This window comes from Streptomyces scabichelini, assembly GCF_011045015.1.
In the GTDB taxonomy this organism is placed as follows: Bacteria; Actinomycetota; Actinomycetes; order Streptomycetales; family Streptomycetaceae; genus Streptomyces; species Streptomyces scabichelini.
Window position 1 is genome coordinate 1 of sequence record NZ_JAAKZY010000278.1, and the last position, 12,451, is coordinate 12,451.

Genomic DNA, 12,451 nt, shown 5'->3' on the forward strand with positions numbered 1-12,451 from the left:
CAGCCCCCAGTTTCGGGAAGGGGCGGGGCTGGGGAAAGAAACCCTCCCCCCACCAGGCCGGACAGGAACCGAAGAAAAGAGGTTGACCCCCCGTGGAGGATGAACTCGTCGCGAAGGCCAAGGCGTGGCTGGCCGAAGACCCCGACCCGGAGACCAGGGACGAACTCACCACGCTGATTGACGCCGGGGACAAAGCGGAGCTCACCGCACGATTCACCGGCACCCTCCAGTTCGGCACCGCGGGCCTCAGGGGCGAGCTGGGCGCCGGCCCCATGCGTATGAACCGCGCGGTGGTCATCCGCGCCGCCGCAGGCCTCGCCGCGTACCTCAAGGGCAAGGGCCAGGAGAACGGCCTGGTCGTCATCGGGTACGACGCCCGCCACAAGTCGGAGGACTTCGCCCGCGACACCGCCGCGGTGATGACCGGCGCGGGCCTGAGGGCAGCCGTACTCCCCCGCCCCCTCCCCACTCCCGTCCTCGCCTTCGCCATAAGGCACCTCGGGGCCGTCGCGGGCGTGGAGGTGACCGCCAGCCACAACCCGCCCCGCGACAACGGTTACAAGGTCTACCTCGGTGAGGGCTCCCAGATCGTGCCTCCGGCGGACGCCGAGATCGCCGCGGAGATCGAAGCGATCGCGGGCCTGAGCGACGTACCGCGTCCGGCCGGGGGGTGGGAGACCCTCGCCGACGGCGACGACAGCGTCCTGAGCGCCTATCTCGCCCGTACGGACGCCGTACTCGCCGCGGGCTCCCCCCGCACCGCCCGCACCGTCTACACAGCCATGCACGGCGTCGGCAAGAACACTCTCCTCGCCGCCTTCGCCCGCGCGGGGTTCCCGGAACCCGTCCTCGTCGCCGAACAGGCGGATCCGGACCCGGACTTCCCGACCGTCGCCTTCCCGAACCCGGAGGAACCGGGCGCGATGGACCTGGCCTTCGCGAAGGCCCGCGAGACGAATCCGGACCTGATCATCGCGAACGACCCGGACGCGGACCGCTGCGCCGTAGCTATTGAGGACGGCGGCGACTGGCGCATGCTGCGCGGCGACGAGGTCGGCGCGCTCCTCGCCGCCCATCTCGTACGGCGCGGGGCCCGCGGCACCTTCGCGGAGTCGATCGTCTCGTCCTCCCTCCTCGGCCGTATCGCTGAGAAGGCCGGCCTCCCGTACGAGGAGACCCTGACGGGCTTCAAGTGGATCGCCCGGGTGGACGGCCTCCGTTACGGCTATGAGGAGGCCCTTGGCTACTGCGTGGACCCCGAGGGCGTACGGGACAAGGACGGCATCACGGCGGCGCTCCTGATCGCGGAGCTGGCCTCGGAGCTCAAGGAACAGGGCAGGACCCTCCTCGACCTCCTCGACGACCTCGCGGTGGAATACGGTCTGCACGCCACGGATCAGCTCTCGGTCCGCGTGGAGGACCTCTCCCTGATCGCGAGCGCCATGCGTCGGCTTCGCGAGCAGCCTCCCGTCCGCCTCGGCGGCCTGGCGATCACCAAGTCCGAGGACCTGACGAAGGGCACGGACAAGCTCCCGCCCACGGACGGCCTGCGCTACGCCCTCGACGGCGCCCGCGTCATCGTCCGCCCCAGCGGCACGGAACCGAAGCTGAAGTGCTACCTGGAGGTCGTGATCCCGGTCGCCTCCCACGCCGACCTGCCCATGGCGCACAACAAGGCGACGGCCCTCCTGACGGCCATCAAGCGGGACCTCTCCGCGGCGGCGGGCATCTGACCGGCACCCGATGGGGTGCGCGCAGGCGCCGGTGCGCTCAGGCACCCGTGGCCGAGCGCACCCCCGAACCGCCTTTTCCGGCCAGGCTCACCTCAAGGCCAGTACCGCCACCACCCACGCCAGCGCCAGCACCACGGCCAGCGGCCAGAGCGGGCGCCCGCGTTCGGGCCCGGTGCTCTCCCCTGTCGGCCGCAGCGCGGGGTGCGTACGCATCGCGCTGAGCTCGGCGGCCAGTGCGTCGTACGGATGGACCAACCCCCGGCTGCGCTCGAACCAGCCCCATTGAGGCGCGGCGACCGCCCAGTCGTCGCCCCGCCAGCGCAGCTGCAGCTGGAACCGCTGTCGCCGCACGGAGCGGAGGCTCTCCCAGGAAACGTGCCGGGGTCCGAGCAGCCCGGTGATCCACAGGCCCGTACGGTCGGCGGTGATGCGCCAGGCGAGCTTCGTGGGAACGCGGACCGTGCCGTAGAGGCCGAGCACGACGCCGAGAGCCAGCTCCCACAGGGGCGCGCCGGATTCGGTGAACCAGGCCCAGCAGATCCAGTTGACCCACGCCACCAGCAGCACGGCCGACACCCAGTCCAGCCACCCGGCACGCCAGCGGCGCACCGCGACGGGGTCCTGCGCCTCGGCCAGCTTCCGGGCCTGCTCCTCCAGTTGACGGCTCTGCGCCTCCCGGGCCCTCTCCCGTTCGATACGCCGCCGCCCCGCGCTCAGCGACAAGGGGCGTACGGGCCCCGACGACCACTCCGTCAGCGGAGGCTGGTCCGGATCCACGTCGGCGCTGACGACGAGGACCTCGGCGCCGTCGAAGGGCGCGCCGTAGAGGACGGCTTCGCGGATCGGGCCCGGGGTGTCGGCGTCCACGACTTCGAGGAGCCGCTCGATCTTCTCCTCGTCGTCCTCGTCCGGGTCCTCCCCCTCCTCCCCTTCGTCGTCGTCCTCACCGTCGAACGAGGTCAGGTCGACGGTGAACAGGGGCCGGGCCGCCCTGAGGTCGTCCGCCGCGTACACCTCCGTGCTGCCCTGCGCGTCGTCGCGCACGAGGACGCGAAGCACCGGCGCGGGCGCCCGGCGCAGTCCCACGGCCCCGCGTCGGGCGAACCAGGCCGAGGCCAGGGCGGTCACGCCGAGGCCCGCCACGAAGAAGGCGACGACCCAGGCGCCCCGGCGGTCGTCGGCCGAGTCCCAGAGGCCCGAGGTGGCGGCGGTCAGCACGCCGAGCACGAGGACCCCGAGGCCGAGCGTGCGCAGGAAACTGCCGCGCCGCACCGGCTCGTCCGCGTCCGGCAGCCGCGCCGTGACGCCCTCGGTGGCCTCCAGCGCCCGCTCGAACTGTGGGCTCCGGGCCCGCAGGCGTACGGCGACGACCGCCCAGGAGCTCACCACGACGAGCATGAAGACAGCGGTCACCACCCACGGCTGCGACGGTGCCTGGACCGCGAGCGCGATGAGCATCGCGGGCGCTCCGGCCCAGACGAGCTCGGGCCGCGAGAGCACCCACAGGACGTACACCGCGAACGCCGCCGCGAGCGGTGGCCACAGCCCGCCGAGCGCCGCCGCCCAGCCGCCCGCGCACAGGGCGAGGGTGGTCACTCCGGCCGCGACCGAGCCGCGTACGCGGAGGAACGTCCAGCGCGGCGGCAGCGCGAGCGACCAGCCCCCGGCCTGCCCGGCCGTCCACTCCCGGCAGCCGTCGGGTATCGCGGCGGCGGGCAGCCGCAGCGGCTCGTCGTACGACACATCTACTCCCTCGGTGCACGGTCAGGCCGGTGGTGACGGGGTCAGTGGTGACTGACCGGTGGTGGCAGGACGCCCGGAGGCGAGGGCAGCCACTGCTCTCTCGTACGGCCGAGCGCGCCCATCGCCTCAAGCGCGGCCCGCCCCATCCCCTCAAGAACCGCGAGCAGCCGCCTCACGAGCCTCGTGCGCAGTCACATCAATAGCCGCGTGCGCAACTGTCACAAGATCCCGAATACGCCGCGGGTGCAAGGCCCTTGGCGCGCAGCCGTGACAGACCGCGGGTCCTGGAGGTCACCCCACCGCCAGCAGAATGATCAGCAGCACCGCACCGGCCAGCGCCGGCCCCACGATCTCGTAGGCCCACCGCACCGACGGCTCCCCCTGCGCCCGCTTGTCCGGCCCACGGGCCTCCACCAGCTCACGCAGCTCGTCCATGATCTGGTCGGCCTGGGCGCGCACGGGTCCGGTCGGCACCGGCAGCGGGGACGGGCGGGACGGACGGACGTCGCTGCCCTCCTTGGCCCCGCGGGCCTCCCTCTTCGCCGCCTTCTTGCGGGCCCGCAGCGAGACGGGTATCGCCCACAGCTGGTACTTGGTGCCGGACTTGTCGAACACCTCGTTCGAGTAACCGGAGCGCAGCGCGTCGACCGTGCCCCAGGGCAGCACGATCAGGCGGAAGGGGTTGCGGATGCGCAGCCGCTCCTCGTTCGCGAAGACGGCCGGGCGCAGTGTGAAGGCGACCACCAGCGGGACGAAGAGTATGAGCCCGGCGAGCGCCAGCCACGGCGTGCGGCCCTCGCCCACGATCAGCGCGTCGATGCCGAGCCAGCCCGCGATGGCGAGCAGCAGCACGCCGCCCGCGATGCCCGCGGGCGACCGGTAGATCCGGTCCCTGGACTCCGGACCCGTGGGTCGCGACCGTTCCGGGGAGCCCGCGGTATCCGGAGCACCCACAGAATCCGGAGCGCCCTGCGAATCCGCGGAGCCCGTGGAATCCGGGGAAGCGGAAGAGCCCGAGGAGTTCGGTGTGGGTGGCTGATGATCCGGGGTCGTCATAGTCCCGATTCTGCCCGACGCCTCTGACAACGCTCATCCGCGGTCGTCGAGCGCTCACTCTCGACACTCTCGACGAGCTCCGGGAAAGCCCTGGGGGTTGTACAGCCGCTACGCGCGTAGATATGCTCCCCTCGTGACCATGCCCACCACAGCACCAGCCGCACACGCACTCGGCGACGTGACCGCGTCCGACAGCACGCTGCGCCGCTTCCTCCACGGGCTGCCCGGAGTCGACACGGTCGGCCTGGAGGCGCGCGCCGCCTCGCTCGGCACCCGCTCCATCAAGACGACGGCGAAGGCGTACGCCATCGACCTCGCCATCTCGATGGTCGACCTGACGACGCTGGAAGGCGCGGACACCCCGGGCAAGGTCCGGGCGCTCGGCGCCAAGGCCGTCCACCCCGACCCCACGGACCGTACGACGCCCACGACGGCGGCCGTCTGCGTCTACCCCGACATGGTGGCCACCGCCAAGGAAGCCGTCGCGGGCTCCGGCGTGAAGGTCGCCTCCGTCGCCACCGCCTTCCCGGCAGGGCGTGTCGCGCTCGGCGTGAAGCTGGCCGACGTACGTGACGCCGTCGCGGCCGGAGCGGACGAGGTCGACATGGTCATCGACCGAGGCGCGTTCCTCGCGGGGAACTACATGAAGGTGTACGACGAGATCGTCGCCGTGAAGGAGGCCTGCGGGACGAGCGCCCGCCTGAAGGTCATCTTCGAGACCGGCGAGCTGTCGACGTACGACAACATCCGGCGGGCGAGCTGGCTCGGCATGCTGGCCGGGGCGGACTTCATCAAGACCTCGACGGGCAAGGTCGCGGTGAACGCGACGCCCGCGAACACCCTGCTCATGCTGGAGGCCGTACGCGACTTCCGTGCGCAGACCGGGGTACAGGTCGGGGTGAAGCCCGCGGGCGGCATCCGCACCAGCAAGGACGCGATCAAGTTCCTGGTCCTGGTGAACGAGACGGCGGGCGAGGACTGGCTGGACAACCACTGGTTCCGTTTCGGCGCCTCGTCGCTCCTCAACGATCTGCTGATGCAGCGCCAGAAGCTGGCCACGGGCCGTTACTCCGGCCCCGACTACGTGACGGTGGATTGATCATCATGGCTTCCGTATTCGAGTACGCGCCGGCCCCCGAGTCCCGGTCCGTCGTCGACATCGCGCCCTCGTACGGCCTGTTCATCGACGGCGAGTTCACCGAGGCGGCGGACGGCAGGGTCTTCAAGTCAATCTCGCCCTCCACCGAAGAGGTCCTCTCCGAGGTCGCCCAGGCGGGCGAGGCGGACGTCGACCGTGCGGTGAGGGCCGCCCGTAAGGCCTTCGAGAAGTGGTCCGCGCTGCCCGGCTCCGAGCGCGCCAAGTACCTCTTCCGTATCGCCCGCATCATCCAGGAGCGCAGCCGCGAACTGGCCGTCCTGGAGACGCTGGACAACGGAAAGCCCATCAAGGAGACGCGCGACGCCGACCTCCCGCTCGTAGCCGCGCACTTCTTCTACTACGCGGGCTGGGCCGACAAGCTGGGCCATGCGGGCTTCGGCGCGGACCCGAAGCCGCTGGGCGTCGCGGGCCAGGTCATCCCCTGGAACTTCCCCCTCCTCATGCTGGCTTGGAAGATCGCCCCGGCCCTCGCGACCGGCAACACGGTGGTCCTGAAGCCCGCCGAGACGACTCCGCTGTCGGCACTGTTCTTCGCGGACATCTGCCGCCAGGCGGGCCTGCCCAAGGGTGTCGTCAACATCCTTCCGGGATACGGCGACACGGGCGCGGCCCTGGTCGCGCACCCCGACGTGAACAAGGTCGCCTTCACCGGCTCCACGGCCGTGGGCAAGGAGATCGCGCGGACCGTCGCCGGCACCCGCAAGAAGCTCACCCTTGAACTCGGCGGCAAGGGCGCCAACATCGTCTTCGACGACGCCCCCATCGACCAGGCCGTCGAGGGCATCGTCACGGGCATCTTCTTCAACCAGGGCCAGGTCTGCTGCGCGGGCTCCAGGCTCCTCGTACAGGAGTCGATCCATGACGAGCTCCTTGACTCGCTGAAGCGCCGCCTGTCGACTCTCCGTCTGGGCGACCCCCTCGACAAGAACACGGACGTCGGCGCGATCAACTCCGCCGAGCAGCTCGCGCGCATCACCGCACTCGCCGAACAGGGCGAGGCGGAGGGCGCCGAGCGCTGGTCCCCGGCCTGCGAGCTCCCGTCCTCCGGCTACTGGTTCGCCCCGACGCTCTTCACGAACGTCACCCAGGCGCACACGATCGCCCGCGACGAGATCTTCGGCCCTGTCCTGTCCGTCCTCACCTTCCGCACCCCGGAGGAGGCGGTGGCCAAGGCCAACAACACGCAGTACGGCCTCTCCGCCGGCGTCTGGACGGAGAAGGGTTCCCGCATCCTGGCGGTGGCGAACAAGCTCCGTGCGGGCGTCGTCTGGTCCAACACGTTCAACAAGTTCGACCCGGCCTCGCCGTTCGGCGGCTACAAGGAGTCGGGCTTCGGCCGCGAGGGCGGTCGCCACGGCCTGGAGGCGTACCTCGATGTCTGACCGTCTCAGTGTGTTCAAGACCTACAAGCTGTACGTGGGCGGAAAGTTCCCGCGTTCTGAGAGCGGCCGGGTGTACGAGGTGACGGACTCCAAGGGCAAGTGGCTGGCGAACGCGCCCCTTTCGTCCCGTAAGGACGCCCGTGACGCCGTCGTGGCGGCCCGCAAGGCCTTCGGCGGCTGGTCCGGCGCGACTGCGTACAACCGCGGCCAGATCCTCTACCGCATCGCGGAGATGCTGGAGGGACGGCGGGATCAGTTCGTCCGCGAGGTCGCCGACGCCGAAGGGCTCTCCAAGGCCAAGGCGGCCGTGCAGGTCGACGCCGCGATCGACCGCTGGGTCTGGTACGCGGGCTGGACCGACAAGATCGCCCAGGTTGTGGGCGGCGGAAACCCGGTGGCGGGCCCGTTCTTCAACCTGTCGACGCCCGAGCCGACGGGTGTCGTGACGGTCATCGCCCCCCAGGAGTCGTCCTTCCTCGGCCTGGTCTCGGTGGTCGCCCCGGTGATCGCGACCGGCAACACGGTGATCGTCATCGCGAGCGAGAAGTCCCCGCTCCCGGCCCTCTCCCTCGGCGAGGTCCTGGCCACCTCCGACCTACCCGGCGGCGTGGTCAACGTCCTGTCCGGTCGTACGGCCGAGATCGCGACCCCGCTGGCCGCACACCAGGACGTCAACGCGATCGACCTGGCCGGCGCCGACGACGTACTCGCGAAGGAGCTGGAGATCGCGGCCGCGGACAACCTGAAGCGCGTGCGCCGTCCCCAGCCTGTGGACTTCTCCGCGGACCCGGGCACGGACCGCCTGACGTTCTTTCTGGAGACCAAGACGGTCTGGCACCCGACGGGGTCGCTGGGCGCGTCCGGTTCGTCGTACTAGGTATCAGCCACGTTCGTCGTACGTCAGATGTCGTACGTCAGATACCGAGGCGCTCGGCGATCCCGTCGAGCACGCAGTCGAGGCCGAACTCGAACTCCCAGGCCTGGTCGTCCTTGCGGGCCGCGCTCAAGGCGTACCGCTGGTAGGTCGGGTAACGGCCCGTGCTCATCAGGTAGTTCATCTGCGGGGCGAGCCCCTGACGGGTCTCGTCACCGCTGGCCCAGCCGTGCCGCTCCTTGAACTCGCGCAGAACGATCTCGGCCTGGGTCGAGCCGTGCACGTAGGAGTTGACGGACCGGAAGGCTGCCATCATCGAGTCGGCGTCCAGGTCGCACCCGGCGAGCGCCGCCAGCTGCCGTTCGGCGACGGCCATCCGCGACGGCGTGAGCGAGATCAACGGAATGGCCCCCATCCACGGGTGCGCCAGCATCAACTCCCGTGTCTGCAGGGCGAAGGAGCGCAGCACCTCCCGCCAGCCCGTCACGTCGTCCGGCACGACCAGTTCCTGGGACACCCGGTCGATCATGAGCGCCCAGAGGTCGTCCTTGCCCGCCACATGCCGGTAGGCCGCCATGGGCGCGACGCCGAGCTTCGTGGCGAGACGGCGCATGGTGACGGCGCCGCCGCCCTCCTCGTCGGCGATCTCGACCGCGGCCGCGGCGATCCGCTCCAGGGTCAGTGAGGCGCGGGGTGCGGGGGCGGGCCGCTCCACGCGCTCCCAGAGAGAGGGCTCCACGGCCTTGCTCTCGTCCTGCTTCCGGGCCGCCATGGCACGGCTCCCCTCCATCGATGTCGCGTACAGCGTATCGCCAGTAGACGTTGTACACATCGAAGTGTACGTTGTACTCACTCAGATACGACGTACACACCCAAGGGGTTTTCCATGCCTGCCACCACAGAACCGCTCCGCGTCGCCGTACTCCTCGGCTCCACCCGTGAGGGCCGCTTCGGGCCCGTCGTGACGAAATGGTTCGGCGGTCACCTCGAGCAGCGCGACGACATGCGCGCCGATGTCGTGGACCTCGCGGAGACCCCGCTTCCAACGGTGTTCCCGGCCTTCGGTCAGCAGCCGCCGCCCGGCACCGAGGAGGCGCTGGCCCTCGTGACGCCGCGGCTCGCCGCCGCCGACGCGTTCGTCTTCGTCACGCCCGAGTACAACCACAGCTATCCGGCGCCCCTGAAGAACGCCGTCGACTGGCACAACGAGCAGTGGCACGGCAAGCCGGTCGCGTTCGTCTCGTACGGGGGCCTGTCCGGCGGTCTGCGCGCGGTGGAGCATCTGCGGGTCGTCATGGCCGAGCTGAATGCCACGACCATCCGCAACACGGTCAGCTTCCACGAGGCGTGGAGCCGCTTCGACGAGTCCGGCGCCGTCAAGGACCCGGCCGCCGACACCGCCGCGAAGGCGCTGCTCGACCAGCTGGCCTGGTGGGGGCACGCCTTGCGCGACGCCAGGACCGTTCGCTCGTACGTCGCCTGAGTCGGCGCCAGAACCGTGGGGGACGTCATGAAGCAACGTACGGACGAGAAGCCGCCCGGAGCCGCGACGGGGGACGAGAGCGGCGCCCCGCCCACCCGGCTCGTCATCCTGGGCCTGCTGCTCGGCATCGTGCTCGCCACGCTCGACGGCACCATCGTCGGCACCGCACTGCCCACCATCGTCGGCGAACTGGGCGGCCTCGACCAGCTGTCCTGGGTACTCACCGCCTATCTCCTCACGATGGCCGTCTCCACACCGATCTGGGGCAAGCTCGGCGATCTGTACGGCCGCAAGGGCGGCTACCTCGCGTCCATCACCGTCTTCCTCGTCGGTTCGGTGCTGTGCGGACTCGCCCAGGACATGGGGCAGTTGATCGCTTTCCGGGCGCTGCAGGGCATTGGCGCGGGCGGCCTGTTCGTGGGGGCCCTCTCGCTCATCGGGACGCTGCTCGCTCCCGCGGAGGCCGGGCGCGCCCAGTCGCTGATCGGGGTGCTGCTGCCCGCCGCGATGATCGGCGGGCCGCTGCTCGGCGGCTTCCTCACCGATCAGTGGGACTGGCGATGGGTGTTCTACGTCAATGTGCCGGTCGGCGCCGTGGCGCTCGCCCTCATCGGCTTCGGGGTGCGGCTGCGCGGCGAACGCGTCAAGGCGCGCATCGACTTCGCCGGCGCGGGACTGCTGACCGCCGCGATCCTCGCCCTGACGCTGCTCGCGAGCTGGGCAGGGACGACGTACGACTGGACGTCACCGCAGATCATCGGGCTCGGCCTGGTGTCCGTGGCCGCGGCCGCCGCCTTCGTGCGCGTGGAGCGGCGCGCCCCGGAGCCGGTGATCCCGCCGCGGCTGTTCCGCGACCGCAACTTCACGGTGGCGCAGGTCCTGAGCTTCGTCACGGGCGCGGCCATGCTGGCGGCGGCGAGTTATCTGCCGCAGTACATGCAGTTCGTGCAGGACATGTCGTCCACGGAGAGTGGACTGCTGCTCATCCCGCTGATGCTCGGCATGATCGGCGCGCAGCTCGCGATCGGGCGGCGGGTGAGCGACGGCGGTCGCTACCGCGGCTACCCGATCGCGGGCGGCGCGCTGGCCACGGTGGGCGCCCTGGCCCTGGTGACGCTGGGCACCGGCACGTCCGCGGGTCTGGCCTCCGGCCTGACGTTCGTGCTGGGCGTGGGGATCGGCTGCCTGATGCAGCCGACGATGCTGATCACGATGAACAGCGCCGAACCCCGCGACATGGGCGCGGCCAGCGGCACCCAGACGCTGCTGCGCACCATCGGCGGCTCCCTCGGCGTCGCGATCCTCGGCTCCGTCTACACGAGCCGTCTCGCCGCCACCGTCTCGGACCGGCTCGGCGCCGAAGGGCAGCGGCTGACCGGCGGGGAGCTCACGCCCGCGCTACTGCGGGACCTGCCCGGCCCGGTCCAGGACACGTTCCGGGCGGGCGTCGTCGACGGCGTGCACGGTGTCGCGCTCGGCACGGCAGCGCTGTGCGCCGTGGCGTTCGCGGTGTCCTGGCTGATCCGGGAGGTCCCGCTGCGGGGCAGACCGCCTGCCTAGGTCCGGGGCCTAAGCGCTCCGCGGGAAGGGCAGTACGAAAGGTGCGGGCCGTCCGTGGCTGGTCGCGCCCACGCGGCGGAGCCGCATATCGACACAGCCCCGCGCCCCTTAAGGGGCGCGGTACCGCACCGGACTTAACCAAGGCCGCTTAGGACTCCAGCTGGGCCCAGGACCTAGGATTCCAGCCTCGTCACCTGCTTCAGTTCGGTGGGAACGCTCCCCACCGACGGGGCCTGCGCCACCGGGCGTGTCAGGTCCTGGGATGTCACCGGCTTGAAGTCGGCGACCTCCGTGCCGACGCCGTTGTCGAGCGGGTCGGCTCCCGTGCCGGCGAGCGGGTTGGGCTTCATGCGCTGCACCGGGCCCGTGACGTACTTGACCGTCCCGGTCACTTCCTGGAGCCCCGACCGTGTGTTGATCTTGTTCAGTGAGAACGAGGGGAGCTGGCTGCCGGCCAGGTCGTCGACCGCGGGGGTGACGCCCGCGGTGGCCGTGGCCGCGCCCGCTCCCAGGGCCGCCCCCACGGTGGTCAGGGCCAGGCCCGCGCGCAGCAGCGCGCGCTGGGCGGTCGGGGTCTGGAGGGACGCGTGTCGAGTCATGAATGATGCCGCCTCTGCTGCACAAAGTAATCAGGTCGACACTTACGGTAGTTGAGGTGTGACGCAGGCTCCAATGGCGACCCGCGGGGTCGGCAGGGAGCTCTCGATGCCGCACACTGGTGCCTCGTGAGTTCCCATCCCCCGATACCCACCCGGGTCGTGCTGCTGTGCGGCCCCTCCGGCTCCGGCAAGTCCCTCCTCGCGGCCCGCTCCGGCCTCCCGGTGCTGCGGCTCGACGACTTCTACAAGGAGGGCACCGATCCGACACTGCCGCAGGTGGCGGGCAGTTCGGACATCGACTGGGACCACCCGCTGTCCTGGGACGCGGACACGGCCGTCGCGGCGATCACGGAGCTGTGCCGTACGGGGCACACGAACGTTCCCGTGTACGACATCTCCCTCAGCGCCCGCACCGGTCAGGAGACCGTCGACATCGGGCGGACGCCGCTGTTCATCGCGGAGGGCATCTTCGCCGCCGAGATCGTCGGGCGCTGCCAGGAACTCGGCGTGCTGGCGGACGCGCTGTGCCTGAGCCGCGGCCCGGTGAGGACATTCCGCCGCCGCTTCCTGCGGGACCTCAAGGAGGGCCGCAAGTCCGTTCCGTTCCTGCTCCGCCGCGGCTGGCGCCTGATGCGCGCCGAACGCTCCATCGTGTCCCGCCAGACGGCTCTGGGCGCCCACGCCTGCGACAAGGACGAGGCGTTGGGGCGACTGGCGGACGCGGCGGCGGGACGGTGCGTGAAGGCGCGTACGGCGGCGTAGACACGTACAGCCTCTTCAGTCACGTACGCACAGAAAAGCGGGACTGGATGGACCCCCCGGCCCTCCAGCCCCGCTCCTTTTCCCGTGATCCCCCGTGATC

The 12,451-nt window shown here is 70.8% G+C and carries 11 protein-coding genes; 7 read left to right on the plus strand and 4 right to left on the minus strand.

The features are described 5' to 3' along the window. The first annotated feature begins 92 nt into the window (after positions 1 to 92). On the plus strand, positions 93 to 1,733 hold the full coding sequence (locus G5C60_RS45435; RefSeq protein WP_165269228.1) for a phosphohexomutase domain-containing protein: 1,641 nt from the start codon (positions 93 to 95) through the stop codon (positions 1,731 to 1,733). A gap of 87 nt (positions 1,734 to 1,820) precedes the next feature. Here the strand turns inward: G5C60_RS45435 and G5C60_RS45440 are convergent, their stop codons facing one another. Both G5C60_RS45440 and G5C60_RS45445 read right to left on the minus strand, forming a co-directional pair. Then, positions 1,821 to 3,476, minus strand: a complete 1,656-nt coding sequence (locus tag G5C60_RS45440) for a hypothetical protein (protein WP_165269230.1) — start codon at positions 3,474 to 3,476, stop codon at positions 1,821 to 1,823. A 291-nt stretch (positions 3,477 to 3,767) separates the two neighbouring features. After that, on the minus strand, positions 3,768 to 4,532 hold the full coding sequence (locus G5C60_RS45445; protein WP_165269232.1) for a PH domain-containing protein: 765 nt from the start codon (positions 4,530 to 4,532) through the stop codon (positions 3,768 to 3,770). A 139-nt stretch (positions 4,533 to 4,671) separates the two neighbouring features. Here G5C60_RS45445 and deoC point away from each other — a divergent pair, with 139 nt between their 5' ends. The 3 genes from deoC to G5C60_RS45460 are packed head-to-tail and all read left to right on the plus strand — an operon-like array spanning position 4,672 to position 7,950. Further along, entirely contained in the window at positions 4,672 to 5,631 is a 960-nt protein-coding gene (gene deoC / locus G5C60_RS45450) for a deoxyribose-phosphate aldolase (protein WP_165269254.1), read from the plus strand. Between the two features lie 5 nt (positions 5,632 to 5,636). Next, a complete protein-coding gene (locus tag G5C60_RS45455) occupies positions 5,637 to 7,073 on the plus strand; it encodes an aldehyde dehydrogenase family protein (RefSeq protein WP_165269234.1) in 1,437 nt (478 codons plus the stop codon). After that, positions 7,066 to 7,950 (plus strand): aldehyde dehydrogenase family protein, encoded by an 885-nt coding sequence (locus G5C60_RS45460; protein ID WP_165269236.1) that lies wholly within the window; start codon positions 7,066 to 7,068, stop codon positions 7,948 to 7,950. Before G5C60_RS45455 ends, G5C60_RS45460 begins: the two co-directional genes overlap by 8 nt. Before the next feature lie 37 nt (positions 7,951 to 7,987). On the opposite strand, the gene G5C60_RS45465 is transcribed toward G5C60_RS45460, so the two are convergent. Continuing rightward, positions 7,988 to 8,719 carry a TetR/AcrR family transcriptional regulator gene (locus tag G5C60_RS45465; protein ID WP_165269239.1) on the minus strand — a complete coding sequence of 244 codons (732 nt, stop codon included), beginning with the start codon at positions 8,717 to 8,719 and terminating at the stop codon, positions 7,988 to 7,990. 114 nt (positions 8,720 to 8,833) lie between these two features. On the opposite strand from G5C60_RS45465, the gene G5C60_RS45470 reads away from it, so the two are divergent. Continuing rightward, positions 8,834 to 9,430 carry an NADPH-dependent FMN reductase gene (locus G5C60_RS45470; RefSeq protein WP_165269243.1) on the plus strand — a complete coding sequence of 199 codons (597 nt, stop codon included), beginning with the start codon at positions 8,834 to 8,836 and terminating at the stop codon, positions 9,428 to 9,430. Between the two features lie 27 nt (positions 9,431 to 9,457). Beyond that, positions 9,458 to 10,990 (plus strand): DHA2 family efflux MFS transporter permease subunit, encoded by a 1,533-nt coding sequence (locus G5C60_RS45475; protein WP_165269246.1) that lies wholly within the window; start codon positions 9,458 to 9,460, stop codon positions 10,988 to 10,990. A 173-nt stretch (positions 10,991 to 11,163) separates the two neighbouring features. Here G5C60_RS45475 and G5C60_RS45480 read toward each other — a convergent pair whose 3' ends face one another. Then, a complete protein-coding gene (locus tag G5C60_RS45480; protein WP_165269249.1) occupies positions 11,164 to 11,589 on the minus strand; it encodes a hypothetical protein in 426 nt (141 codons plus the stop codon). 126 nt (positions 11,590 to 11,715) lie between these two features. Here G5C60_RS45480 and G5C60_RS45485 point away from each other — a divergent pair, with 126 nt between their 5' ends. Beyond that, entirely contained in the window at positions 11,716 to 12,351 is a 636-nt protein-coding gene (locus G5C60_RS45485; RefSeq protein ID WP_165269252.1) for a uridine kinase, read from the plus strand. Positions 12,352 to 12,451: the final 100 nt, after the last annotated feature.